Here is a 25,504-nt window from a genome sequence, read left to right as displayed (position 1 = left end):
CCTGCCCTAAATGGCCTGCCGCAAGCAAGGTGAGCCTCACCTGAGGACGTTGGTCCCGTCGCGTATCCGCACGATCCCGCCGCTCTCGGGCGGCGTCTCCCGCGCCTGAGACGCTCACCGCGCACGACGTGGTGTGGGACACATCGGCGCTCGGCGTGTCGTCCGGGGGCGCCCCGCCCGAGCACAGGTGGCGACCAGCCCCCTAGACTTGCCGACCGTGACAGCAGATCCCGTCGTCGAGGTGACCGGCCTCGTCAAGCGCTACGGCGGCACCGCCGTCGTCGACCAGCTCACGCTGCGCGCCGCGCGCGGCGCCGTGACCGCCGTCCTCGGCCCCAACGGCGCCGGCAAGACGACGACGATCGAGTGCTGCGAGGGCCTGCGCACACCGGACGCGGGCTCGGTGCGGGTCCTCGGCCTCGACCCGCGCACCGACGCGGTCGCGCTGCGCCCCCGCGTCGGCGTCATGCTCCAGGACTCGGGCCTCCCCGCGCAGAAGCGCGCCGCGGAGGTCCTCGCGCACGTCGCCCGCATGTACCGCGACCCGTGGCCCGTCGCCGACCTCACGGAGCGCCTCGGCCTCGCCACCTTCGCCCGGACGACGGTCCGACGCCTCTCGGGCGGCCAGCGCCAGCGCCTCGCGATGGCGTGCGCGCTCGTCGGACGTCCCGAGGTCGTCTTCCTCGACGAGCCGAGCGCGGGCATGGACCCGCAGAGCCGGCTCGCCGTGTGGGAGCTCGTGCGGTCGCTGCGCGCGCAGGGCACCTCGGTCATCCTCACGACGCACCTCATGGACGAGGCCGCGGAGCTCGCCGACGACGTCGTCGTCGTCGACCACGGCCGCGTCATCGCCCAGGGCTCCCCGGCCGAGCTCACGTCGACCGGTTCCGACCAGGTCGCCTCGCTCACGACGGCCGCTCCCCTGCCGCACGGGACGGCCGCGCGCCTGCGCGCGCACCTCGGCGACGGCTGGACGGTCGACTCCCCCGACGCGACGTCCCTGCGCGTCCATGGGCCCGTCGACCCGACCGCCCTCGCGGCCGTCCTCGCGCTCTGCGCGACGGAGGACGTGCTCGTCACGCGCCTCGACCTCGGCAGCCGCTCGCTCGAGGACTTCTTCCTCGACCTCACCGGACGGACCATGCGATGACCGCCCCCGCGCACCCTGGCGCCGCACCCGTCCTCGACCGGCTCCGCGCGCAGACCGCGTTCGAGCTCGCGTCGATCTTCCGCAACGGCGAGCAGATCATGGTGACGATCCTCATGCCGCTCGTCGCGCTCGTCGCCCTCGCAGCGTTCGACGTCGTCGACCTCGCCCGCGCGGACGGGCCGCGCGTCGACCTCGTCGCCCCGGGCGTCCTCGCGATGGGAGTCATGGCCGCGGCCTTCACGTCGCCGGCCATCGCGACGTCCTTCGACCGGCGTGGCGGCGTGCTGCGCCTCCTCGCGACGACCCCCCTCGGGCGCGTCGGCCTGCTCGGCGGCAAGGTCTGCGCGGTGCTCGTCCTCCAGGCCGTCCAGGCCGTCGTCCTCGGCGGCGTCGCCGTCGGCCTCGGCTGGCGCCCCGCGCCCCTCGAGGTGCTCGTCGCGGCGGGCGTCGGCGTGCTCGGCACGGCGGTGTTCACGGCCCTCGCGATGCTCGTCGCGGGCACGCTCCGCTTCGAGGCCGTGCTCGCACTCGCGAACATCCTGCTCATCGCCCTCACGCTCGTCGGCGGTGTGCTCGTCCCGACGGACTGGCTGCCGGGCGTCGGCGGTGAGATCGCGCGTCTGCTCCCGTCGGGCGCGCTCGGCGAGGCCCTGCGCGGAGCGTTCGGCGACGGCGTCGCATGGCGCGACATCGTCACCCTTCTCGGCTGGACGGGCCTGCTCACGTGGGCGACGAACCGCACGTTCCGCTGGTCCTGACCAGCACCGGTGTCCCCGGCACGACGCCCTCCCGTGACATGTCCCACGCGGGCGCGGCGCAGGTGGCCTCGCGCGGGCGCGCGGGCATAGCGTAGGGGCCGTGACGACGCCCTCGACGACCGCCAGCCCCACCGCGCCCACCAGGCGCCCGACGCTCCTGCAGCGGTTCCTCGCGTGGGTCGACGGCCATCGCCGCGGCATCCTCGTCGCGAACCTCGCCGCGCAGATCGGCATCATCGTCACGGGCGGGCTCGTGCGACTCACGGGGTCGGGGCTCGGCTGCTCGACGTGGCCGCAGTGCGAGCCGGGGAGCTTCGTCCCCGTCTACCACCCGGAGACGGCGTTCCACTCGGCCATCGAGTTCGGCAACCGCACGCTCACGGGCGTCGTGTCGATCACGGCGGTCCTCGTGGCCGTCGCGCTGTGGCGTATGCGCGACCGCGCCAAGGTGCTGCGCGTGCTCGGCTTCGCGCCGATCGTCCTCGTCGCGGTCCAGGCCGTCGTCGGCGGCATCACGGTGCTCGTCGACCTGCACCCGGCGATCGTCGGCTCCCACATGTTCCTCTCCCTCGTCCTCGTCGCGGTCTCGACGTACCTGCTCGTGCGCGCGGGCGAGGGCGACGCGCCCGGGCGCGTCGTCGTGCCGGCGCCGGGGCGGGCGCTCGCGCTCGCCTCGGGCATCCTCGCGGTGCCGATGCTCGTGCTCGGCGTCCTGACAACGGGTGCGGGCCCCCACTCGGGCGACGAGGAGGTCGGCTATCGCTTCGCGCTCGACCCCGCGCACGCGGCGAAGCTCCACGGGATGAGCGTGTGGCTGTACATCGCGGTCGTCGTGGCGTTCGCCGTCGTCGTCCTGCGGGCCGTCCGTCGGGTCCCGGCCGAGGACCGGCTCGAGCTGGTCCGTCCGCTGCACGCGCTGCGCGAGGTCGCGGGTGTCGTCACGCTCCAGGCCGTCATCGGCTATGTGCAGTACTTCGCGGGTCTGCCGATCGTGCTCGTGCTGCTCCACATGCTCGGCGCGGCCCTCACGACGGCCGTCGTCGTGCGCCTCGTGCTCTCCTCGCGCGTGCGTCCTGCGCTCGCGCCCACATCGCCGCTCGTCGCCGACATCGCCTGAGAGCTCCTCGAGCCGAGCACTTGACTCTGACGCGACGTCAACCTGTTGCATGGTGGACGACGACGAAGGAGGCAACATGCGCACGACGTCTGCGACCGAGTGGTCGCTCCACGAGCTCACACGACTCACGGGCACGACGAGCCGCACCTTGCGGCACTACGACGCGATCGGCCTTCTGCCGCCGTCACGCACCGGAGCGAACGGCTACCGCTTCTACGACGCCGACGCCCTCGTCCGCCTGCAGCGCATCCTGCTGCTGAGGGACCTGGGCCTCGGCCTCGCGGCGATCGCCGACGCGCTCGACGGGCACACCGACGAGGCTGCCGCGCTCGAGCGGCACCTCGCCGAGCTCGTCGCCGAGCGCGGCCGCCTCGAGCGACGGATCGCGGCGGTGCGGCACACGATCGCAGGACGACAGGAAGGAGGGCACCTCGTGCCCGAGGAGATGTTCGACGGCTTCGACCACACGGTCCATGCCGAGGAGGTGACGGCCCGCTGGGGCCGTGACGCGTGGGAAAGCTCGGACCGCTGGTGGCGTGACCTCGGCGACGAGGGCCGGGCCGGCTTCCAGGCCGAGCAGCGCGCGATCGCGGACGCGTTCGCCGACCTCGCGACGCGCGGGGTGTCCCCCGCCGACGCCGAGGCAGCCGAGGTCGCGGCCCGCCACCACGCGTGGCTGCGCCCGGCCGCACCGCGGGTGAGCCGCGGGTACTTCACGGGGCTCGCGGAGATGTATGTCGCGGACGAGCGCTTCGCGGCCGCGTACGGCGGGACCGACGGCGCGGCCTACGTGCGCGACGTGCTGCTCGCGTACGCGGAGCACGCGGCCTTCGACGAGGACTGAGCGAACGGCTCATCGCGTCCAGGCACCCCGCCGGGGTGCCTGGACGCCACCATCCGGCCGCACCGTCGAGCGCGGACCGGACGGTTGCGCCCACGCACCTCCCGGTGGTGCGCAGGCGCAAGCAACCCTGCACGGACGACGAGCCCGGACCCGCATGCGGGTCCGGGCTCGTCGAGGTGTCAGAGCAGCCTTGTCAGAGGACGGTGTCAGCCGATCGAGCGAGTGCCCGGCGGCGGACCGGGACGCCGCTGCGGCCACGGCGCGTCGGACGGCCTCAGCGTCGCGAGGTCCGCGGCGAGAGCCGCGTGGAGCGCAAGCACTCCGACGACCGTCGACGGGTTGTGCAGCCGTCCCGCGAGCACCCCGTCGACGGCTTCCTCGACGGGCAGCCACACGGGCACCATGTCGCGCTCCTCGTCCTCGCGGACGTGCCGCTCGGCCTCGGGCACAACCGAGAGCTCGCGCGCGAGGAACACCCGCAGCGCCTCGTTCGAGCCGCCCGGGGTCGTGTAGTAGTCGACGAGCACGTCCCAGCGCGCGGCGCGCAGGTCGGCCTCCTCGAGGAGCTCGCGCTGCGCGGCGAGACATGCGTCCTCGCCCGCGACGTCGAGCAGCCCCGCGGGCGGCTCCCAGAGCTCCGAGCGCACCGGGTGCCGGTACTGCTTGAGCAGCAGGACGCGACCCTCGTCGTCGAGCGCGACGACAGCGACCGCCCCAGGGTGGTCGATGACCTCGCGCGTGACGACGACGCCGTCGCCCAGGTCGACATCGTCGGCCACGACGTCCCACACGTATCCGCGGTGCACCGGCTTGCTCCCCGTCGTGGGACGGGGAGCAAGCCGGTCGAACAGCGGGTCGTCCACGTCAGTCCTGCGCCGCGATCGCGGCAGCGACGAGGCCCGAGAACAGCGGGTGCGCCTTCGTCGGGCGCGACTTGAACTCGGGGTGAGCCTGCGTCGAGACGTAGTACGGGTGGACGTCGGCGGGGAGCTCGACGAACTCGACGAGACCGCCGTCGGGCGACGTGCCCGAGAAGACGAGGCCGGCCGCAGCGATCTGCTCGCGGTAGGCGTTGTTGACCTCGTAGCGGTGGCGGTGACGCTCGGAGACCTCCGTCGCGCCGTAGACACCCGCGACGACCGAGCCCTCGGCGAGGACCGCGTCGTACGCGCCGAGGCGCATCGTGCCGCCGAGGTCGCCCGCGCCGTCGACGAACGCCTGCTGCTCCTCCATCGTCGCGACGACGGGGTGCAGCGTGTCGACGTCGAACTCCGAGGACGACGCGCCCTCGAGGCCGAGGACGCTGCGCGCGTACTCCATGACCATGGCCTGGAGGCCGAGGCAGATGCCGAGCGTCGGGACCTTGTTCTCACGGGCCCAGCGCAGCGCGCCGATCTTGCCCTCGATGCCGCGCACGCCGAACCCGCCGGGGACGAGGATCGCGTCGGCGCCCTCGAGCGCCTCCTGCGCACCCTGCGGCGTCTGGCACTCGTCGGACGCGACCCAGCGGATCGTCACCTTGGCGTCGTTGGCGAAGCCACCGGCGCGGAGCGCCTCGGTCACGGAGAGGTACGCGTCGGGCAGGTCGATGTACTTGCCGACGAGCGCGACCTCGACCTGGTGGGTCGGCTGGTTGACGCGCGTGAGGAGCGTGTCCCACTCGGCCCACTCGACGTCGTGGAACGGCACGCCGAGGCGGCGCACGACGTACGCGTCGAGGCCCTCGGAGTGCAGGACGCGCGGGATCGCGTAGATGCTCGGCGCGTCCGCGGCCGTGACGACGGCCTCGTTGTCGACGTCGCACATGAGAGCGATCTTGCGCTTGATCGAGTCGGGCAGCTCGCGGTCGGCACGCAGGACGAGCGCGTCGGGCTGGATGCCGATCGAGCGCAGCGCGGCGACGGAGTGCTGCGTCGGCTTCGTCTTGAGCTCCCCCGACGGGCCGATGTACGGCACGAGCGAGACGTGGAGGAAGAAGACGAGGTCACGGCCGAGCTCGTGGCGCACCTGGCGTGCGGCCTCGAGGAACGGCTGCGACTCGATGTCGCCGACGGTGCCGCCGATCTCGGTGATGATGACGTCGACGTCGTCGCTCGCCTGCGCACGCATGCGCGACTTGATCTCGTCGGTGATGTGCGGGATGACCTGGACGGTGTCGCCGAGGAACTCGCCGCGGCGCTCCTTGGCGATGACGTTCGAGTAGACCTGGCCGGTCGTGACGTTCGCCTTGCCCGAGAGCGGGACGTCGAGGAACCGCTCGTAGTGACCGATGTCGAGATCGGTCTCGGCACCGTCCTCGGTGACGAAGACCTCACCGTGCTGGAACGGGTTCATCGTTCCCGGGTCGACGTTGAGGTACGGGTCGAGCTTCTGCATCGTGACCCGGAGACCGCGTGCACGGAGCAGGCGACCGAGGCTCGAGGCGGTCAGCCCCTTGCCGAGTGAGGAGGCGACGCCTCCCGTGACGAAGATGTGCCGGGTCGTAGATTCCGACCGCCCGGAGAGTCGGTTCGCATGCTCTGCCACGGAACTCCACTCTAACAACTACCTGGCGCATCCGGGGACGGCGCGCGGTGCGAACGATGTCACACGCGGAGGTGATGACCCGCGTAGACCTGGCTGAGCTGACCGAGCACGGCGGCCGGCGTCGGAAGCGACGCGGCGCGCGCAAGCGCGTCCCGTCGCAGGTCAGCGGCCCGGAGCGGGTCGCTGAGCACCGCGGCGACCTCGGTCGCGATCGCGGTGGGGTCATCGACGGGGACGAGGACGGCGGCGTCGCCGACGACCTCGCGGGTCCCCCCGGCATCGGTGACGACGAGCGCGCAGCCCGCACGCAGCGCCTCCTGCACGGCGATCGGCTGCCCCTCCCACACGGCGGTCGAGACGACGACGTCGGCGGCCGTGAGCAGCGAGGGGACGTCGTCCCGCGGGCCGAGGAACCTCACCGGAGCGTCGAGGCGCGCAGCGTCGGCGCGCAGCCCGTCGAGCAGCGGGCCGCCGCCTGCGACGCACCACGTGACGTCCCGACCCTCGGCGAGCCCTGCGAGCACGCCCGCGGCCTCGAGAAGAGTCCCGAGGCCCTTCTGCGGGGCGAGACGGGCCACCGTGAGGACGAGCGCAGCCTCGGGCGCGAGCCCGAGCGCCGTCCGCACGCCCGCGCGGTCCGCCGCGACGACGCGCGTCGTCGGCGCCGGGACGAGCGCCCGCGCGGCGCTGCGCGCACCTCGCGCCCGGGAACGCTCGACGAGGTCGCCCGAGACGCCGAGGACCGCGTCGGCGCCACGCGCGACGACACGCTCGAGCACCTCCGAGATCCCGCGGACGGCCCTGCCACCGACGGGAAGGTTGTGGAGCGTCACGACGACGCGCGGTCGCCGCCGACGGGTCCGCGCGGCGATCACCGCGAACGCGCCCGCGCGCAGCCCGTGCGCGTGGACGACGTCAGCGCCGCCGAGAACTCCGCGCAGCCGGACTATCGCCGGAAGGTCTCCGGGCCCGGGCCGCGCAGCGATCGGCACCTCCGTCCACGGCAGGTCACCGAGCGAGCCCGAGACCGACGCGGGGCCCGCGACCCGGACGAGCGCGCCCGCGGACGCGAGCTCCTCTCCGATCTGCGCGACGTGCCGCACGACGCCGCCCGCACTCGTGCCGAGCACGAGCAGCACGCGAGTGCCACGCACGTCGAGGTCGCCCGCCGAGGTCATGACGCCACCCTGCCACGGCTGAGCCGTGCGAGCACGGCGCGCAGCGTGCGCAGGTCGGCGACGGCCAGGACGAGCGCGAGGACGACGACCGCGACGAGGCCACCCGCCGCGCCCCCGCTGATCGCTGCGGTGAGCGACGCGTCCGCACCGACGACCGCGTCAGTGACGGCTCGGCCGACCCACGACGCGACGGCCCCGCCGACGGCGATGGCTCCGACCGTGCGCAGGACGCCCGAGAGCACCTCGGCGCCGAGGTCGCGCCGCAGCGCGACGAGCGCGACGAGGCCGCCCGCGGTCATGCCCACGGCGTTGCCGGCCCCGAGCGCGAGCAGCGTTCCGGGGGCGTCGGCCGCGCCGTCGGTCGTCGTGACGACGAGGACGAAGGACACGACTGCCGTGACACCCCACGCGAGCGAGCCGGCCAGCATCGCCGAGCGCGAGCGCTCGAGCGCGTAGAGCGCACGTGTCGCGTGGTAGAGCACGGAGAATCCGACGAGGCCGGGCGCCATGGCCGTGAGAGCAGGCCCCATGGCGGCGACGACGGCATCCTGGCCGTGGCCCACGCGGCCGAACGCGACGGCGACCGCGGGCGCCGCGGCGACGAGGGCGACGGCGCCGAGTCCCGCGAGCGTCGCGACGGCGCGCGTCGTGCGCGCGGCGAGCACCGAGAACCCATGGCTGTCGCGGTCCCCTGCACGTTCAGCGAGTCGCGGGAAGACGCTCGTCGCGAGCGGCACCGCAAGCACCGCGTAGGGCAGCAGGTAGACGGCCTGCGTGTACTGGAAGACGGGCCACGTGCCCGTGCCGCCGTACGTGCCGGCGAGCCTCAGCGTGACGACGACCGCGAGCTGCTGAGCGAGCAGCGCCGTGACCCCCGCGCCCGCGAGCCTGCGTGCTCGTGCGGCGACGCCCTCCGGGAACGAGAACGTCGGCCGCAGGCGGACCCCCGAGCGCAGCACCGGCACGAGCAGCGGGAAGCTCATCGCTGCGACACCGGCGGTCGTCCCCCAGGCGAGCCACGCGACGGCGGCGTCCGGAAGCGCCGACGGGTCGCCCTGGTGGCCTTCGGCGGTGAGAGCGAACAGCCCGTACGCGCCGAGCACCACGAGCGTCGAGAGGACGGGCGCGAATGCGGGCCAGAAGAACCGCTTCTGCGCCTGGAGGACGCCCGAGAGCACGACGCCGACGCCGTACAGCGGCACCTGCAGGGCGAAGATCCGCAGGAACGTCGCCGTGAGCTCGACGGTAGCCGCGTCGTCGGGCGCGAGGACACGCGCGACGGGGTCCGCGAGCACCAGGACGAGCAGCGCGACCGGCGCGAGCGCGGCAAGTGCCCACGTGAGCGCGGCCGACGCGGTCCGGTCGGTTTCGGTGCGCAGGCCGCGCGCGAGCGGAACCGCGAGCAGCGGGACGAGCGCGCCCGCAAGGGCACCACCCGCGACGATCTCGAAAAGGACGTTGGGTACGGTGTTGGCGGACGCATAGGCCGTGCCGACCGCGTCGTAGCCGACGGTTCCTGCCTGCGCGACCCACCGGACGAAGCCGAGGACGCGGGAGAGGACCGTGACTGCCGTGATGAGCGCCGCCGCACCGACGAGGCTCCCGGCGAGCCGTCGGCGCGACTCGGCTGTCACCGCCGTCGGCCCCAGGCGTCGACCGCGGCGAGCACGGGCGTGCGTTCGATGACGGCGGAGAAGCTCACGCGCTCGGAGGCGAGCGTGAGGCCGACGACGCCCGCGAGCATCGCGGCTCGCACGGGCAGCGGCAGGCCTGTCGCGGCGACGCCGAGGTGGGCGCCGAGCGCGTTGGCGCCGCAGTCCCCGAGCATGTCGTCCTCCTCGAGGTCAGCCGTCACCGCGGTCGCGATCGGGCCGAGCGCGGGCGCCGCCGCGAGCCCCTGGCCACCGAGCGACAGTGCGAGCGACGTCGCGGCTCCCGCCTTGAGCGCGCGTCCGGGACGGAGGTCGAGCAGGTTGACGAGATTCGCGGAGCCCGCGACGAGCGCGGTGTCGACAAGGACGTCGACGCACCGGCGTGCGCCGCCCCGCTGTCCGCGATCACCGTCGACGACGAGCGCGGCGACGAGCGCGGACGCGCCGATCCCGGCGATCTTCACGGCCCCGGTCGTCACGCGCCCCTCACGGAGCGCGCCGAGATGGCCGCGCAGTCCCTTGCGGCGGTCCTCGGGGGCCTCGCGGAGGTCGTCGTTGAGGCCCACGGCACCCGCGCCGAGGGTCGCGACGGCGTGCGCGACGCCGGTGCGCGGCGCACCGGCGAGGAGGCCAGCGGCGAGCGCGGCGTCGGCGAGTCCTGCGGCGAGCGCGGGGCCAGCCTTGAGGTCGACCTTGCGGCCCGCGTAGTTCGTGCGTGCCCACGTCGCGGGGTCGAGGTCGGCGGTCGCACCGTCGAGCACGGAGCGCGACACGCGCGTGCTCACGGCACCGGTGACGGCTCCGAGAACGGTGCCGAGCGCGCGGCGCAGGCTCATCCCTCGGCCCCGTCGGTCGCGCCGTCGGTCGCGCCGTCCGTCGCGCCATCCGTCGCACCGTCCGTCGCACCGTCGGTCGGCTCGTCGGTCGTGGGCACCTCGGGTGCGGCCGCACGGCGTGCCGTGCGGTCGACCTCGGCGAGCCGCACGACGGTCGGGACGACCGCGGTCGAGCCCTCAGTCGTGCCGAAGTGGCCGACGGTGCCGGCGGCGCGCGCCGCGAGGGCGAGAGGCACCGAGATCTGACCGGTGAGCTCGCCGACGTCGTCGACGGTCGACACGGAGCTCGCGTCGTCGCCGCCGATGATCGCCTTGAGCAGCGGCGACGTGCGATCGCCCGCGACGACAGCCCCTTCGGCAAGCTCGACCGCGGCGCGCGGCAGCTCCGCCTGGATGAGGAGCGTCGTCGCGTCCTGCGTGCTCGGTGACGACGGCGTCACGTCGGCCTCCGGCGCACCGGGGGCGAGGATGACGATCATGTCGGCGGGCGCGAGGTCCTCGGAGTACGTGACGAAGTCGCCGGCGGAGAGCAGCCGCTGCAGCTGGAGGGCGTCGGCAGAGAACGCGTCACCCTCGTGCGCGAGCTGGACGAGCGAGAGCACGAGCGCCCGCGCGAGGTCCGCGTCGTGGGACCCGCCGCCCGCAGTCTCCGGCAGGTAGTCGGAGAGCGACGGGACGAGCGCCTGGCGGTAGCGCGCCTGCCCCTCGCTCGTCCACTGGTCGGAGACCCGCACGCTGCCCGAGACCTCGGCGCCGGCCGCGACGAGGTACGTCGTCAGCGCGTCGACGACGGCGTCGTCCGTGTCGGCGAGCTCGACGAACGAGACACGGCGGCCCGCGATCGTGCCCGCCGTGAGCTGCGACGCGGTCGCCGCGAGGAACGCGTCACGCGTCTGCACGTTCCCCTCGGTCTCCTGGAGCTTCTCGCGGAGCTTCTCCTTGTCGGCGCGCAGCGTCTCGACCTGGCCCGTGAGCTGGTCGCCGATCGCCTCCTTGAGGGGGCCCGCGCCGAGGACGATGCCGACGGCGAGCGCGAGGAAGACGGAGATGAGCGAGACGAGGTGGTAGCGGAAGTCGATCACGGCTGGAGAGGTCCTCGGGTCAGGGGGCTGGGCGTCACGGAGTTGCGGGGGCTCACGGCCCGGAGAAGAGCCCGACGAACCAGCTCCAGACGTCGTCGACCTGGGCGCCTGCGAGCCCGAAGATCGTCTGGCCGGCGGCCGTCGAGAGCAGCGCGACGACGAGGGCGACGAGACCGGCGACGACGAGCATCGTCAGCTGGAGGTTCGAGATCCGCTGGCGGTAGAGGCGCGAGACGCCCTTCGCGTCGACGAGCTTGCCGCCGACGCGCAGCCGGGTGAGGAACGTCGAGGCCATGCCCGAGCGCCCCTTGTCGAGGAACTCCACGAGGGTGACGTGCGTGCCGACCGCGACGATGACCTCGGCGCCCTTGTCGTCGGCGAGGAGCATCGCGACGTCCTCGCTCGTGCCCGTCGCGGGGAACACGACATGGTGGACACCGAGGCGCTCGACACGCTCGAGGCCCGGCGCTTTACCGTCCCGGTAGGCGTGGACGACGATCTCGGCACCAGACGTGAGCGCCTTGTCGGAGACGGAGTCCATGTCACCGACGATGAGGTCGGGCTTCCATCCCTCGTCGAGGATCGCGTCGGCTCCGCCGTCGACCCCGATGAGGATGGGCCGGTACTCGCGCACGTAGGGGCGCAGCGTCGCGAGGTCCTCGCGGTAGTGGTAGCCGCGGACGACGATGAGCACCTGGCGGCCCTCGATCGTCGTGCTGATGTCCGGCACACCGACGCCGTCGAGCAGGAGCTCCCGCTCGCGGCGCAGGTAGTCCATCGTGTTCGCGGCGAACGACTCGAGCTGTGCGGAGAGGCCCTCGCGCGCCTCGGCGAGTGCGGTCGTGACGATCTCTTCGTCCTGGAGAACTCCCTCTGCCACGAAGGCGTCGCCGAGGAACACCGACGCGCCGTCGAGCCGGACCTTGCGGCCTTCGGGCATCGTCATGATGTCCGGGCCGAGGTCGTCGACGAGCGGGATGCCCGCGGCGAGGAGGATCTCCGGCCCCAGGTTCGGGTAGCGCCCCGAGATGGAGCGCGCAGCGTTGAGCACCGCGGCGGGGCGCGCGGCGACGAGCGCCTCGGCGGCGACGCGGTCGATGTCGAGGTGGTCGATGACAGCGACGTCGCCGGGGCGGAGGCGCTTGGTGAGGTCCTTCGTCCGTGCGTCGACACGGACGGGGCCAAGGATGCCGGTGGTGGGCTCGGGGATCTCTCCCCGGCGGAAGGTGAGTCTCATCGAGGTCATCATCCCACGACCGCGGCACGCAGGAGCTCCGCCGCGTGGGTGCGCGCCACCGCCGAGTCCTGGCCGGAGAGCATCCGTGCGAGCTCGGCGAGACGGTCGTCGCCGGTCACGGTGCGGACGTCGGACTGCGTGACGACATCTCCGTCCGCGGCCGTCGACTTCGTCACGACGACGTGCTGGTCGGCGTACGCGGCGACCTGCGCGAGATGCGTGACGACGACGACCTGCGCGTCGCGTGCCAGCCGCGCGAGGCGCGCCCCGACCTCGAGCGCGGCGCGTCCACCGATGCCGGCGTCGATCTCGTCGAAGACGAACGACGGCGTCTCGCCGCCGGGGCTCGCCGCGAGGACGACCTCGACCGCGAGCATGACGCGCGAGAGCTCGCCGCCCGACGCGCCGCGGCCGAGCGGGCTCGCGGGGGCTCCGGCGTGCGGCACGAGGGAGATGGTCACGTCGTCGGCCCCGTACGGCCCGGGCGCGGTGGTCGCGACGTCGACGACGAGCCGGGCACCGGCCATCGCGAGGCCGTCGAGCTCCGCGGTGACGCGCGCCGCGAAGTCTTCCGCGCCGCGCCTGCGCGCGGCGCCGAGCGTCTCCGCGAGCTCCCCGAGCAGCGCGTCGAGCTCGTCGCGGCGGGTACCGAGGACGACGATCCGCTCGTCGCCGCCCTCGAGGTCGAGGAGGCGGAGGCCGGCGCGCGAGGCCCACGCGAGGACCTCGGCCGCGTCGGCGCCGTAGGACCGGGTGAGCGTCGTGAGCTCGGCGCGTCGCTCGTGGGCGCGTTCGAGCGCGGCCGGGTCGGCCTCGAGCCCGGCTAGGTGGGAGGAGAGCTCGGCGGCGACCTCGGCGAGCGCGTAGCCCGCCTCCGCGATGCGGGCAGCGAGCCCCGCGAGCTCCGCGTCGTGCTCCCCCGCGTGGTCGAGCGCCCGGCGCGCGTGGTCGACGAGCGCGACGGCGTCGGGCCGGTCCTCGCCGGACTCGTCGCCGACGAGAGCGGCGTGCGCCTCGGCCGCGCGCAGGCGGATCTCCTCGACGTTGCTCAGCCGCTCGACGAGCGCGTCGAGCTCAGAGTCCTCCCCCGCGCGCGGGTCGACCCGTTCGATCTCGGCGAGACCGAGGCGCAGCAGCTCGGCCTCGCGCGCACGGTCGTCGCGCTCGGCGACGAGGCGCGCGGCCTCCTCGAGCACCGCGGCACGCTCCGTCCAGGCGTCGCGGTAGCGGCCGAGGAGCGCGAGGTGGTCAGGGCCGAGGTAGGAGTCGAGAGCCTCTCGCTGCCGCCTCGGCGAACGCAGCCGCAGCTGGTCGGCCTGCCCGTGGACGGTGACGAGCTCGCCCGAGATCTCCGCGAGCACGGTCTGCGGGACGGTCCGGCCGCCGAGGTGCGCCCTCGAGCGGCCCGCGGCGGCGACGGTGCGCAGCACGACGAGTGCACCGTCGTCGTCGAGCTCGCCGCCGGCGTCCTCGACGCGCTCGCGCACGGCCGATCCGGCGGGCAGCACGAAGGTACCCTCGGCCGCTGCGCGCTCGGTGCCCGTGCGGACCCTCGCGGCGTCGGCCTTGCCGCCCATGAGGAGGTCGAGCCCCGTGAGGAGCATGGTCTTGCCCGCGCCCGTCTCCCCCGTGATCGCCGTGAGGCCGGGAGCGAACGGGATGCGGGCATGCGTGATGACGCCGATGTTCTCGAGCGAGATCTCCTCGAGCACGCTCATGCCTCCTGGTCGGGTGCGACGGGGGTCGTGCTGCGGTGCTCGGCCGAGGCGCGCGCTGCGCCTCGCCAGCCGACGACCGGAAGGTCGAACTTGTTGACGAGCCGGTCGCTGAAGAGCGCGTGGCTGAGGCGCGCGAGCCGCACGCGGTCGGTCCCGAGCGTCACCTCGATACGCGAGCCGGGCGCGACGTCGACGCGGCGTCGGCCGTCGAGCGTGAGGACGCCCGACGTCTGGGAGTCGGGCACGACCTCGATCGCGAACGCGGAGCGGGGCCCGACGACGAGCGGGCGCGCGAAGAGCGCGTGCGCGGCGAGCGGGACGAGCAGCATCGCGTCGACGTCGGGCCACACGACCGGGCCGCCGCCGGAAAACGCGTGCGCGGTCGACCCTGTCGCCGTCGCGACGATGACACCGTCGCAGCCGAACGACGACAGAGGTCGTCCGTCGACCTCGACGACAACCTCGATCATGCGTTCGCGGTCCGCCTTCTCGACCGTCGCCTCGTTGAGCGCCCAGCCGGTGAGGACGTCGCCCTGGGGGGTGCGGACGGAGACCTCGACGATCCCGCGCTCCTCGACCTCGTAGTCGCGCGCACCGATCCGATGGACGGCTGCGCGCAGGTCCTCTCGCTCGGCCTCAGCGAGGAACCCGACGTGACCGAGGTTAACCCCGAGGATCGGCACGTCCGTGCCGCGCGTGAGCTCGGCGGCGCGCAGGATCGTGCCGTCGCCGCCGAGGACGACGACGATCTCGGCGTCGCCGATGCTGTCGTGCCGGCTGCCCTGGAGGTCGCCGTGGACGGGCAGGCGCTCGTGGTCGTCGTGCAGCACGACCTCGAAGCCCGCCGCCGCCAGCTCGTGGAGCGTCTCCCGGAGCGCGACGAGCGCCTCGGGCCGCCCGCCGTGGGCGACGACGATCGCGGTGCGGGTCATGTGCTCACCGTCCATCTCGGTCGTGCGAAGGGATGCCGACCGTGCGAAAGGTCGCCCCGGACGAGTCTGCCACCGCGGCGCGCACCGCGGCCGCCGCGTCCGTGCGTGCCGCGTGCGGGTCGTGCGGCGCGTCCGGGGAGAACCAGCAGAAGAACTCTCGGTTTCCTGCTGGCCCGGGGACGGCCGACGCGACGACGCCGCGCAGTCGCGCCCCGTGCTCGGCGCCGCACGCGACGACGTCGAGCACCGCGTCCACGTGGTGCTCGGGGTCGCGGACGACGCCGCCACGTCCGAGCCGCGCGCGACCGACCTCGAACTGCGGCTTCACCATGAGGAGCAGCTCGGCGTCCGGGGCCGCGGCGCGGACGGCGGGCAGGACGAGGGTGAGGGAGATGAAGGAGAGATCAGCGACGACGAGAGCGGGCTCGAACGGCAGGTCCTCAGCGCGCAGCTCGCGCGCGTTGAGTCCCTCACGGACGGTGACACGCGGGTCGCGGCGGAGCTCGGGGACGAGCTGGTCGTGGCCGACGTCGATCGCGGCGACCGCGCGCGCACCGCGCTCGAGCAGGACGTGCGTGAAGCCGCCCGTCGACGCACCGACGTCGAGGCAGTCGAGGCCTCGCAGCCCGGGGGTGCGGACTCCTGTCGCCGCGAGCCTGTCGAGCGCGGCGAGCGCGCCGACGAGCTTGCCGCCGGCGCGCGAGACGAGCTCGCCGTCAGGTGCGTCGTCGACCGTGAGCGTGGCGTCGGGACCGACGGGCTGCGCGGGCCGCGACGCGAGGACGCCGTCGACGTGGACGCGGCCGTCCTTGACCTGCTGGGAGGCGCGGGCGCGGGAGCGGGCCAGGCCCCGCGCGACGAGCGCGACGTCGAGACGCTCGTGGGCCCCGTCGGCGTCGGTCGGGACGCCGCCGGTCGAGGTGGGAGGCACGGGGAGGCTCACGGTCGGGGGCGCGCCTCGCCGGGCGCGTCGGGCTCGTCGGCGAGGTGGTCGTGAAGCGTGCGGTGGACGTCCTCGAGCACGCCGGGGTGCTCGGCGAGGGGGCGCGCGGCGAGGTCGGCGAGCGGCGCGAGCGCCGCGTCGACCGTCGCGTCGCCGGTGGGGCCGTCGCTCATGTCCTCGGTGTCCTCTCGGTGGTTCTGTGGTGCGCGTCCACGCTAGCGGACGACGTGCAGGACGGCCCTGTTCCCACAGGTCGCTGTGGGAACAGGGCCGTCCTGGTGCTGCTCAGTGGCTGCCGACGGGAAGGTCGGGCACGACGGACGGGTCGAGCGGGGCGCCCGCGTCGGCCGACTCCCATGCAGCCGCGCAGGCCGCACGCACGAGGTCGACGGGCTCCGCGTCGGCGTCACCGCGCGTGTCGTCGAGCTCGAGCCGGCCGGCCTCGACCCGTGCGGCGATGCCGCGGCTCGTCCACCAGCCGTCGCGGACGACGGGCTCGGGGTGGGCGACGAGCAGCGCGCGCAGGTCCTCGCCGAGAAGGTGGGGCCGCAGGTGCGGCTCAGCGAGGATGTCGTCGCGCGCCGTGCTCACGCCGGTGAGGACGTGGAGCCCGACGTACCCGCCGGAGCGGGCACCGGCGAGGTCCGTGTCGAGGCGGTCGCCGACGACGAGCGGTCGGGCTCCCCCGGCACGCTCGACTGCCAGCTCGTACATGCGCGGTGACGGCTTGCCTGCGGAGTCGGGCTCGAATCCCGTCGCCGCGACGACCGCGCCGACGAGCGCCCCGTTGCCGGGAGCGTAGCCGCGCGCCGTCGGCAGCGAGAGGTCACGGTTCGACGCGACGAACCACGCGCCCTTGCCCACCGCGTAGGCGGCCTCGGCGAGGTCCTTCCACGCGAGGTCGGGCGCGAAGCCCTGGACGACCGCGTCGGGCGCGTCGTCGGCCGACGCGACGATCGTCATGCCGACGTCGCGCACCGCGGTGCGCAGGCCGGCCCCGCCGACGACGAGGACCTTCGAGCCACGCTCGAGCCGGCCCGCGAGGACCTGGGCGGCCGCCTGCGCGGCCGTCATGACCTCGTCGGGCGACGTCGGGATGTCGAGGCCCGTGAGCTGGCCGGCGACGTCCTCGGGCTCGCGCGACGCGTTGTTCGTCACGAAGACGAGCCGCATGCCTCGGGCGCGCGCGCCCGTGAGGCTCGGCGCCGCGTGGTCGATAGGCAGCGGGCCGCGGTAGGCGACTCCGTCGAGATCGACGAGCGCGAGGTCGAAGGCCTCGGCAAGAGGTGCGGCGGACCCGATGAGACCCGCGCTCACGCGCGCTCCTCGTCGTCGGTCGCCTCGGGCTCGTCGCCGATGGCGCCGGACTCGTCCGCGTCGGCGTCGTCGTCCGTGGCGTCGTCGTCCGTGCTGAGCGTGTCCGCCTCGGCGCCGTCGTCCACGGCGTCGATGTCGTCGCCTGCCTCAACGGCCTCGTCGGCGACGTCAACCTCATCATCGTCAGGGGTGAGGTCGGCAGACGCATCCTCCGCGTCCGCGTCCTCGTCCTCCTCCGGCTCGAGGTCGTCGAGGTCGAGGACGACGACGTCCTCGTCGAGCTCGATCTCGCCGATCGCGGCGGCAAGCTCGGCCGGCGTGACGCCCTCGAGCGTGGCGGCGGCCTCCTCGTCGCGTCCTACGGACTCGAGGATGTCGGCGCGGGCCTGCAGCACGCGCACCTGCTGGACGCGCGCGACGCCGGTGAGATCGATGTCAGCGAGCGTCACGAGCGCGGCGTCGGTCTCGCCGAGGTCCATGCGGGCACCGGCGACGACGATCGCGAGCTCGACGCGTCCCTCGGTGTCGAGCGTCTCGGCCTCGGGCGTCTGCGCGAGCGCGATCGCACGCTCGGGACGCCCGAGCCCGCGCTCGCAGTCCGCCATGACGGGCAGGTGCTCGGACGAGCCGTTGAGCCGACGCACGGTGCGCAGCTCGCGCAGCGCCTCGGCGTAGCGCTCGGTGCGGTACGCGGCGAGACCCGCGGTCTCCCGAACGATGTCGACGCGACCACCGCGTGCGACCGCAGCGACAGCGTGCTCGTAGGCAAGCTCGGGGTCGATGTCGAAGAGGCGCGCGACCATGACGAGGTGGCGGCCGACGGTCTCCGCGTTCTGCTTCGAGAGCGAGCGCAGGTTGGCCCGCGCCTCACGGTCGAGCTCGCCGATCGTCACGTCCTCGGGGATCTCGGGACCCGCGGGAACCTCGCGGCGGTCGTCGCGCATGGTGTCGCGGGGCGTGTCACGGCGCACCTCGTGCCGGTCCGACGTGTCACGGGCCGGGCCGTGCGCCCGATCTCCACGTGCCTGGTCGCCGCGGAAGCCGCCCTCACGACGGTCGTCACGCTGGCCGTGCGACGGGCGTTCGCCGAAGCGGCGCTCACCACCGTCGCGGCCACCGCGGAAGCCACCCTCGCGGGGGCCGCCGTCACGGGAGCCACCCTCACGGCCACCACGGAAGCCACCCTCGCGAGGACCACCGTCGCGCTGGCCGTAGGCGGGGCGGTCGCCGTAGCGACGCTCACCACCCTCACGGTTCCCACGGAAGCCACCCTCACGGCGCTCGCCACCCTCACGGTTGCCCTGGAAGCCACCCGAACGCGGTGCGCCGTCTCGGGGAGCTCCGTCGCGGCCACCGCGGAAGCCGCTGTCGCGGCTGCCCTGGAAGCCACCTTCACGACGGTCACCGTCGCGCTGGCCGTAGGCGGGGCGGTCGCCGTAGCGACGCTCACCACCCTCTCGGTTGCCACGGAAACCGCCCTCACGAGGGGCGCCGTCGCGGGTGCCCCGGAAGCCACCGTCGCGGCTGCCCTGGAAGCCACCTTCACGACGCTCGCCGTCGTGCTGGCCGTAGGCGGGTCGGTCGCCGTAGCGACGCTCACCGCCCTCACGATTGCCGCGGAAGCCCCCCTCACGAGAAGCACCGTCACGAGGAGCCCCGTCACGCGGTGCACCGTCGCGAGCACCGCGGAAGCCGCCCTCGCGACGGTCGTCGCGCTGGCCGTAGGCGGGGCGGTCGCCGTAGCGACGCTCACCACCTTCGCGGTTCCCACGGAAACCGCCCTCGCGGTTGCCCTGGAAACCGCCCTCGCGGCGCTCGCCACCCTCACGGTTGCCCTGGAAGCCACCCGAACGCGGTGCGCCGTCGCGGGAAGCTCCGTCGCGACCGCCACGGAAGCCACCGTCGCGGTTGCCCTGGAAGCCACCTTCGCGACGGCCACCGTCGCGCTGGCCGTAGGCGGGGCGGTCGCCGTAGCGACGCTCTCCACCCTCTCGGTTGCCGCGGAAGCCGCCCTCACGAGGAGCGTCGTCGCGGGAGCCCCCGTCGCGGTAACCGCGGAAGCCACCGTCGCGGCTGCCCTGGAAGCCACCTTCACGACGCTCACCGTCGCGACCGCCGCGGAAGCCGCCTTCACGACGGTCACCATCACGCTGGCCGTAGGCGGGGCGGTCGCCGTAGCGACGCTCGCCACCCTCACGGTTCCCACGGAAGCCACCCTCGCGGCGGTCACCACCGCGAGCTCCGGACCGATCCTCACGGCCTGCCTGCTCACGGCCTCCGCGGTAGCTGCGGTCGCCGCGCTCGGGGCGTCGATCCTGACGGTCGCCGCCAGCCTGCTGATCGTTCACGTTGGTCGCTTCCTTCCACGATGTTGTTATCAATGCATTGTCTCATCACGCCACCACACCTGGGGCGCTCAGCACAGTCACGCGCGTCACGACGGCCAGCGCACGGCCGACGGCGGTGCACGCCGCCCCCGCTCCCTAGGTGCGGTGCACGCCGCCCCCCGCTCCCACAGGTCGAGCCGTACTCGAACCACGAGCACCGGCGTCCGCCGGTCCATGCCCTCGATGAAAGGACGCGCTCCACCCATCGAATGGCCGGGATGCGTCAGTCCGTCGCTGACCGTGCAGGCGAGCAACGCTCGGACGCTGTGGACGGAGTGGGCGCGCCGGCGCACACGTCGCGGTCGGCGCCCGGTCACCGGCCACAGGGCCACAGGGCCCGCTCGGTCGCCGGGGTCACTGGGCACCGCTCAAGGACCATGGATCCCCGCGACCTGCACGCGCGGGCGAACGGTCGGGAAACGCAGAAGGCCCACCCCGAAACGGGGTGGGCCTTCGCGAATGAATGTCCGGCAGCGTCCTACTCTCCCACCCCGTCACCAGGGCAGTACCATCGGCGCTATGAGGCTTAGCTTCCGGGTTCGGAATGGGACCGGGCGTTTCCCTCACGCTATGACTGCCGAAACTCTATGGGGTTATCAACACACCGGTGATGACCCGGGAACCGCACAGTGGACGCGTAGCATAAAAACTGTTGTATCAAGTCATCGGCTATTAGTACCGGTCAGCTCCACGAGTCTTTCGTCCTCGCTTCCACATCCGGCCTATCCACCCAGTGGTCTACTGGGAGCCTCTCACCCTCAAAGGGGCACGGAAATCTCATCTCGAAGCAGGCTTCCCGCTTAGATGCTTTCAGCGGTTATCCCTTCCCAACGTAGCCAACCAGCCGTGCTCCTGGCGGAACAACTGGCACACCAGAGGTTAGTCCGTCCCGGTCCTCTCGTACTAGGGACAGGTCTTCTCAAATTTCCAACGCGCGCAGCGGATAGGGACCGAACTGTCTCACGACGTTCTAAACCCAGCTCGCGTACCGCTTTAATGGGCGAACAGCCCAACCCTTGGGACCTACTCCAGCCCCAGGATGCGACGAGCCGACATCGAGGTGCCAAACCATGCCGTCGATATGGACTCTTGGGCAAGATCAGCCTGTTATCCCCGGGGTACCTTTTATCCGTTGAGCGACGGCGCTTCCACAAGCCACCGCCGGATCACTAGTTCCGACTTTCGTCCCTGCTCGACCTGTCAGTCTCACAGTCAAGCTCCCTTGTGCACTTGCACTCGACACCTGATTGCCAACCAGGCTGAGGGAACCTTTGAGCGCCTCCGTTACATTTTAGGAGGCAACCGCCCCAGTTAAACTACCCACCAGGCACTGTCCCTGATCCGGATCACGGACCGAGGTTAGGTATCCAGAGCGACCAGAGTGGTATTTCAACGATGACTCCACCGACACTGGCGTGCCGGCTTCACAGTCTCCCACCTATCCTACACAAGCCGCACCGAACACCAATACCAAGCTATAGTAAAGGTCCCGGGGTCTTTCCGTCCTGCTGCGCGTAACGAGCATCTTTACTCGTACTGCAATTTCGCCGAGTTCGCGGTTGAGACAGCGGGGAAGTCGTTACGCCATTCGTGCAGGTCGGAACTTACCCGACAAGGAATTTCGCTACCTTAGGATGGTTATAGTTACCACCGCCGTTTACTGGGGCTTAAATTCTCAGCTTCGCTCAAGAGAGCTAACCGGTCCTCTTAACCTTCCAGCACCGGGCAGGCGTCAGTCCGTATACATCGTCTTGCGACTTCGCACGGACCTGTGTTTTTAGTAAACAGTCGCTTCCCCCTGGTCTCTGCGGCCCTCAAACGCTCCCCTGGCAAGCAGGTTCACGCCTCAGGCCCCCCTTCTCCCGAAGTTACGGGGGCATTTTGCCGAGTTCCTTAACCACGATTCTCTCGTCGCCTTAGTATTCTCTACCTGACCACCTGAGTCGGTTTAGGGTACGGGCGGCTGGAGCCTCGCGCCGAGGTTTTTCTAGGCAGCATAGGATCATCGACTTCCCTTAACGGTCCCCGTCAGCTCTCAGGCACATGAACGGCGGATTTGCCTACCGTTCGCCCTACAGCCTTGGACACGGTCTACCATCGCCGTGCTTCGACTACCTTCCTGCGTCACCCCTCGCGCTGACCTACTACCGGATCGGTTCGCGGCCTCACCGGAGCACCGGTCCCCCGAAGGGAACATGGTGCCGGCTCGGGCGCTTAGCATCACCGGATTCGATCTGGGCGGCTCTTCGCCGGTACGGGAATATCAACCCGTTGTCCATCGACTACGCCTGTCGGCCTCGCCTTAGGTCCCGACTAACCCAGGGAGGATGAACCTGGCCCTGGAACCCTTGGTCATTCGGCGGACGGGATTCTCACCCGTCATTCGCTACTCATGCCTGCATTCTCACTCGTGTAGGCTCCACCACTGGGTTACCCCGCAGCTTCAATGCCCACACGACGCTCCCCTACCCATCCACACGCCTGGACCACGAAGGCCTAGCGAAAGTGTGAATGCCACAGCTTCGGCGGTGTACTTGAGCCCCGCTACATTGTCGGCGCGGAATCACTTGACCAGTGAGCTATTACGCACTCTTTCAAGGGTGGCTGCTTCTAAGCCAACCTCCTGGTTGTCTGTGCAACTCCACATCCTTTCCCACTTAGCACACGCTTAGGGGCCTTAGCTGGTGGTCTGGGCTGTTTCCCTCTCGACTACGGAGCTTATCCCCCGCAGTCTCACTGCCACGCTCTGGCTTACCGGCATTCGGAGTTTGGCTGACGTCAGTAACCTGGTGAGGCCCATCGGCCATCCAGTAGCTCTACCTCCGGCAAGGAACGCGTGACGCTGCACCTAAATGCATTTCGGGGAGAACCAGCTATCACGGAGTTTGATTGGCCTTTCACCCCTACCCACAGCTCATCCCCCCAGTTTTCAACCTAGGTGGGTTCGGTCCTCCACGCGGTCTTACCCGCGCTTCAACCTGGCCATGGGTAGATCACTCCGCTTCGGGTCTAGACCCAGCGACTATGATCGCCCTATTCGGACTCGCTTTCGCTACGGCTTCCCCACACGGGTTAACCTCGCCACTGAGCACTAACTCGCAGGCTCATTCTTCAAAAGGCACGCGGTCACCCCTGCTAGGGAGGCTCCCACGGTTTGTAAGCACACGGTTTCAGGTACTATTTCACTCCCCTCCCGGGGTACTTTTCACCTTTCCCTCACGGTACTGGTCCGCTATCGGTCACTAGGTAGTATTTAGGCTTATCGAGTGGTCTCGACGGATTCACACGGGATTTCTCGGGCCCCGTGCTACTTGGGAACACCCTCGGGAGGTCACGCCATTTCGTCTACGGGGGTCTCACCCTCTGTGCCGGACCTCTCCAGATCCTTCGACTATGACGCGACTTTCTGACTCCCTGGACCAGCGGCAGCTGGTCCTGAAGGGTCCCACAACCCCGTACGCGCAACGCCTGCCGGCTTTGACACGCGTACGGTTTGGCCTCATCCGCTTTCGCTCGCCACTACTCACGGAATATCTCTTCCTGCCGGTACTGAGATGTTTCACTTCCCGGCGTTCCCTCCGCTCACCCTATATATTCAGGTGAGGGTACCTGGACATGACTCCAGGTGGGTTTCCCCATTCGGACATCCTCGGATCACGGTTCGTTTGCCAACTCCCCGAGGCTTATCGCAGGCTACGACGTCCTTCATCGGCTCCTAGTGCCAAGGCATCCACCATGTGCTCTTAGAAACTTGAACAACAGCTATTGCAGATACCAAAGATAAAGATCTTTGAATTACAAAGATGCTCGCGTCCACTGTGCAGTTCTCAAGCAACCACCGGCCCCGCGCACCCATGCCCGGCGCCTCCAGCCCGAACTCACAAGGAGTAGGGCTGGGGTTCGCCGGCCGGCGCGGTCCGAGAGGTACCTCCACACACCCCGAAAGGGTGTGGGCCTGTTCCCTCAGGACCCAACAGCGTGCCTGATCCACCCCACCGAGGTGACCACCGCGTTCCTTCCCCAACCGAAGCTGGAGCGTACTAGCAGCGCCCACCCCCTATGCGGGGAGGCGAGAGTCAATGTTCCACCCATGAGCGTCCACCTCGAGCACGTACGGCTCGAGCGTGGCACTGACCCGATCACCAGCCAAGGGCTGGGCGGGTTGTGGCTCCTTAGAAAGGAGGTGATCCAGCCGCACCTTCCGGTACGGCTACCTTGTTACGACTTAGTCCCAATCGCCAATCCCACCTTCGACGGCTCCCTCCCAAGGGTTGGGCCACCGGCTTCGGGTGTTACCGACTTTCGTGACTTGACGGGCGGTGTGTACAAGGCCCGGGAACGTATTCACCGCAGCGTTGCTGATCTGCGATTACTAGCGACTCCGACTTCATGGGGTCGAGTTGCAGACCCCAATCCGAACTGAGACCGGCTTTTTGGGATTCGCTCCACCTCGCGGTTTCGCAGCCCTCTGTACCGGCCATTGTAGCATGCGTGAAGCCCAAGACATAAGGGGCATGATGATTTGACGTCATCCCCACCTTCCTCCGAGTTGACCCCGGCAGTCTCCTATGAGTCCCCGCCATAACGCGCTGGCAACATAGGACGAGGGTTGCGCTCGTTGCGGGACTTAACCCAACATCTCACGACACGAGCTGACGACAACCATGCACCACCTGTACACCAGTCCGAAGACGCACACATCTCTGCATGATTCCGGTGTATGTCAAGCCTTGGTAAGGTTCTTCGCGTTGCATCGAATTAATCCGCATGCTCCGCCGCTTGTGCGGGCCCCCGTCAATTCCTTTGAGTTTTAGCCTTGCGGCCGTACTCCCCAGGCGGGGCACTTAATGCGTTTGCTGCGGCACGGAACTCGTGGAATGAGCCCCACACCTAGTGCCCAACGTTTACGGCATGGACTACCAGGGTATCTAATCCTGTTCGCTACCCATGCTTTCGCTCCTCAGCGTCAGTTGCGGCCCAGTGACCTGCCTTCGCCATCGGTGTTCCTCCTGATATCTGCGCATTCCACCGCTACACCAGGAATTCCAGTCACCCCTACCGCACTCTAGTCTGCCCGTACCCGATGCAAGCCCAAGGTTGAGCCTTGGGTTTTCACACCAGACGCGACAAACCGCCTACGAGCTCTTTACGCCCAATAATTCCGGACAACGCTTGCGCCCTACGTATTACCGCGGCTGCTGGCACGTAGTTAGCCGGCGCTTCTTCTGCAGGTACCGTCACTTTCGCTTCTTCCCTGCTGAAAGAGGTTTACAACCCGAAGGCCTTCATCCCTCACGCGGCGTCGCTGCATCAGGCTTTCGCCCATTGTGCAATATTCCCCACTGCTGCCTCCCGTAGGAGTCTGGGCCGTATCTCAGTCCCAGTGTGGCCGGTCGCCCTCTCAGGCCGGCTACCCGTCGTCGCCTTGGTGAGCCGTTACCTCACCAACAAGCTGATAGGCCGCGAGTCCATCCCCCACCGATAGATCTTTCCAGACCCGGCCATGCAGCCAGGTCTCGTATCCGGTATTAGCCACGATTTCCCGAGGTTATCCCGAAGTGAGGGGCAGGTTACTCACGTGTTACTCACCCGTTCGCCACTGATCAGGCGGAGCAAGCTCCACCGTCACCGTTCGACTTGCATGTGTTAAGCACGCCGCCAGCGTTCGTCCTGAGCCAGGATCAAACTCTCCGTAAATGTCTAGCGCCAGCCCCGAAGGACTAACAACCATACGAAGCGAACCCGAAGGTTCAAATAAACTGGCAATGACCGACTCATGTCGGTCCATTCCAAAGGAATCTCAACGATCAGGCACCGGGTCGCCATG

Annotated in this window: 17 protein-coding genes and 3 rRNA genes; 4 read left to right on the top strand and 16 right to left on the bottom strand. The window is 70.6% G+C overall.

Features of this window, described 5'->3' with window-relative positions:
* The first annotated feature begins 217 nt into the window (after positions 1 to 217).
* From G7063_RS06885 to G7063_RS06870, 4 genes are all read left to right on the top strand, one after another.
* Positions 218 to 1,150, top strand: coding sequence for an ABC transporter ATP-binding protein (locus G7063_RS06885; protein WP_166413733.1), 933 nt, complete (start codon positions 218 to 220; stop codon positions 1,148 to 1,150).
* Positions 1,147 to 1,908, top strand: a complete 762-nt coding sequence (locus G7063_RS06880; RefSeq protein ID WP_166413732.1) for an ABC transporter permease — start codon at positions 1,147 to 1,149, stop codon at positions 1,906 to 1,908. Before G7063_RS06885 ends, G7063_RS06880 begins: the two co-directional genes overlap by 4 nt.
* A gap of 100 nt (positions 1,909 to 2,008) precedes the next feature.
* A complete protein-coding gene (locus G7063_RS06875; protein ID WP_240916221.1) occupies positions 2,009 to 3,025 on the top strand; it encodes a heme A synthase in 1,017 nt (338 codons plus the stop codon).
* Between the two features lie 76 nt (positions 3,026 to 3,101).
* Positions 3,102 to 3,869, top strand: coding sequence for a MerR family transcriptional regulator (locus G7063_RS06870; protein ID WP_166413731.1), 768 nt, complete (start codon positions 3,102 to 3,104; stop codon positions 3,867 to 3,869).
* 206 nt (positions 3,870 to 4,075) lie between these two features.
* Here the strand turns inward: G7063_RS06870 and G7063_RS06865 are convergent, their stop codons facing one another.
* The 16 genes from G7063_RS06865 to G7063_RS06790 all read right to left on the bottom strand — a co-directional run bounded on the left by G7063_RS06865 (position 4,076) and on the right by G7063_RS06790 (position 25,374).
* Positions 4,076 to 4,732 carry an NUDIX hydrolase gene (locus G7063_RS06865; protein ID WP_166413730.1) on the bottom strand — a complete coding sequence of 219 codons (657 nt, stop codon included), beginning with the start codon at positions 4,730 to 4,732 and terminating at the stop codon, positions 4,076 to 4,078.
* A gap of 1 nt (position 4,733) precedes the next feature.
* Positions 4,734 to 6,395, bottom strand: a complete 1,662-nt coding sequence (locus G7063_RS06860; protein ID WP_166413729.1) for a CTP synthase — start codon at positions 6,393 to 6,395, stop codon at positions 4,734 to 4,736.
* Between the two features lie 59 nt (positions 6,396 to 6,454).
* Complete coding sequence (locus G7063_RS06855; protein WP_166413728.1) at positions 6,455 to 7,573, bottom strand: glycosyltransferase family 4 protein; 1,119 nt, start codon at positions 7,571 to 7,573, stop codon at positions 6,455 to 6,457.
* Complete coding sequence (murJ, locus tag G7063_RS06850; protein WP_166413727.1) at positions 7,570 to 9,207, bottom strand: murein biosynthesis integral membrane protein MurJ; 1,638 nt, start codon at positions 9,205 to 9,207, stop codon at positions 7,570 to 7,572. The genes G7063_RS06855 and murJ overlap by 4 nt, the downstream gene beginning before the upstream one ends.
* The gene (locus G7063_RS06845) at positions 9,204 to 10,061 is read right to left on the bottom strand and encodes a hypothetical protein (RefSeq protein WP_166413726.1); all 858 of its coding nucleotides are present in this window, start codon (positions 10,059 to 10,061) and stop codon (positions 9,204 to 9,206) included. Before G7063_RS06845 ends, murJ begins: the two co-directional genes overlap by 4 nt.
* A complete protein-coding gene (locus G7063_RS06840) occupies positions 10,058 to 11,143 on the bottom strand; it encodes a copper transporter (protein ID WP_166413725.1) in 1,086 nt (361 codons plus the stop codon). The genes G7063_RS06845 and G7063_RS06840 overlap by 4 nt, the downstream gene beginning before the upstream one ends.
* Positions 11,144 to 11,195: 52 nt before the next feature.
* The gene (steA, locus tag G7063_RS06835) at positions 11,196 to 12,380 is read right to left on the bottom strand and encodes a putative cytokinetic ring protein SteA (RefSeq protein ID WP_166413724.1); all 1,185 of its coding nucleotides are present in this window, start codon (positions 12,378 to 12,380) and stop codon (positions 11,196 to 11,198) included.
* 8 nt (positions 12,381 to 12,388) lie between these two features.
* Entirely contained in the window at positions 12,389 to 14,092 is a 1,704-nt protein-coding gene (gene recN / locus G7063_RS06830; protein WP_206188254.1) for a DNA repair protein RecN, read from the bottom strand.
* Positions 14,093 to 14,094: 2 nt separating this feature from the next.
* Positions 14,095 to 15,030: an NAD kinase gene (locus tag G7063_RS06825; RefSeq protein WP_166413722.1), complete on the bottom strand. Its 936-nt coding sequence runs from the start codon at positions 15,028 to 15,030 to the stop codon at positions 14,095 to 14,097.
* A gap of 4 nt (positions 15,031 to 15,034) precedes the next feature.
* Entirely contained in the window at positions 15,035 to 15,973 is a 939-nt protein-coding gene (locus tag G7063_RS06820) for a TlyA family RNA methyltransferase (protein WP_240916220.1), read from the bottom strand.
* Positions 15,970 to 16,146 carry a hypothetical protein gene (locus G7063_RS06815; RefSeq protein WP_166413721.1) on the bottom strand — a complete coding sequence of 59 codons (177 nt, stop codon included), beginning with the start codon at positions 16,144 to 16,146 and terminating at the stop codon, positions 15,970 to 15,972. Before G7063_RS06815 ends, G7063_RS06820 begins: the two co-directional genes overlap by 4 nt.
* A 112-nt stretch (positions 16,147 to 16,258) precedes the next feature.
* Positions 16,259 to 17,290, bottom strand: coding sequence for an HAD-IIA family hydrolase (locus G7063_RS06810; RefSeq protein ID WP_166413720.1), 1,032 nt, complete (start codon positions 17,288 to 17,290; stop codon positions 16,259 to 16,261).
* Positions 17,287 to 19,638, bottom strand: a complete 2,352-nt coding sequence (locus tag G7063_RS06805) for a tetratricopeptide repeat protein (protein WP_166413719.1) — start codon at positions 19,636 to 19,638, stop codon at positions 17,287 to 17,289. Before G7063_RS06805 ends, G7063_RS06810 begins: the two co-directional genes overlap by 4 nt.
* 504 nt (positions 19,639 to 20,142) lie before the next feature.
* Positions 20,143 to 20,259, bottom strand: a 5S ribosomal RNA gene (rrf, locus tag G7063_RS06800).
* A 71-nt stretch (positions 20,260 to 20,330) separates the two neighbouring features.
* A 23S ribosomal RNA gene (locus G7063_RS06795) occupies positions 20,331 to 23,434 on the bottom strand.
* Positions 23,435 to 23,853: 419 nt separating this feature from the next.
* A 16S ribosomal RNA gene (locus G7063_RS06790) occupies positions 23,854 to 25,374 on the bottom strand.
* Together the 16S, 23S and 5S rRNA genes form the textbook arrangement of a ribosomal RNA operon.
* Positions 25,375 to 25,504: the final 130 nt, after the last annotated feature.

The organism is Sanguibacter sp. HDW7, assembly GCF_011300875.1.
Lineage (GTDB): Bacteria > Actinomycetota > Actinomycetes > Actinomycetales > Cellulomonadaceae > Flavimobilis.
Note: the sequence above shows the minus strand (reverse complement) of the source record. Positions and strands in the feature narration are given on the sequence as shown.

Bases quoted from the DNA above. Each gene is read 5' to 3' on its own strand.
- G7063_RS06880 (WP_166413732.1), top strand. From the start codon at position 1,147: ATGACCGCCCCCGCGCACCCTGGCGCCGCACCCGTCCTCGACCGGCTC.
- G7063_RS06870 (WP_166413731.1), top strand. From the start codon at position 3,102: ATGCGCACGACGTCTGCGACCGAGTGGTCGCTCCACGAGCTCACACGA.
- G7063_RS06855 (WP_166413728.1), bottom strand. From the start codon at position 7,573: ATGACCTCGGCGGGCGACCTCGACGTGCGTGGCACTCGCGTGCTGCTC.
- G7063_RS06845 (WP_166413726.1), bottom strand. From the start codon at position 10,061: ATGAGCCTGCGCCGCGCGCTCGGCACCGTTCTCGGAGCCGTCACCGGT.
- steA (WP_166413724.1), bottom strand. From the start codon at position 12,380: ATGAGACTCACCTTCCGCCGGGGAGAGATCCCCGAGCCCACCACCGGC.
- G7063_RS06825 (WP_166413722.1), bottom strand. From the start codon at position 15,030: ATGACCCGCACCGCGATCGTCGTCGCCCACGGCGGGCGGCCCGAGGCG.
- G7063_RS06815 (WP_166413721.1), bottom strand. From the start codon at position 16,146: ATGAGCGACGGCCCCACCGGCGACGCGACGGTCGACGCGGCGCTCGCG.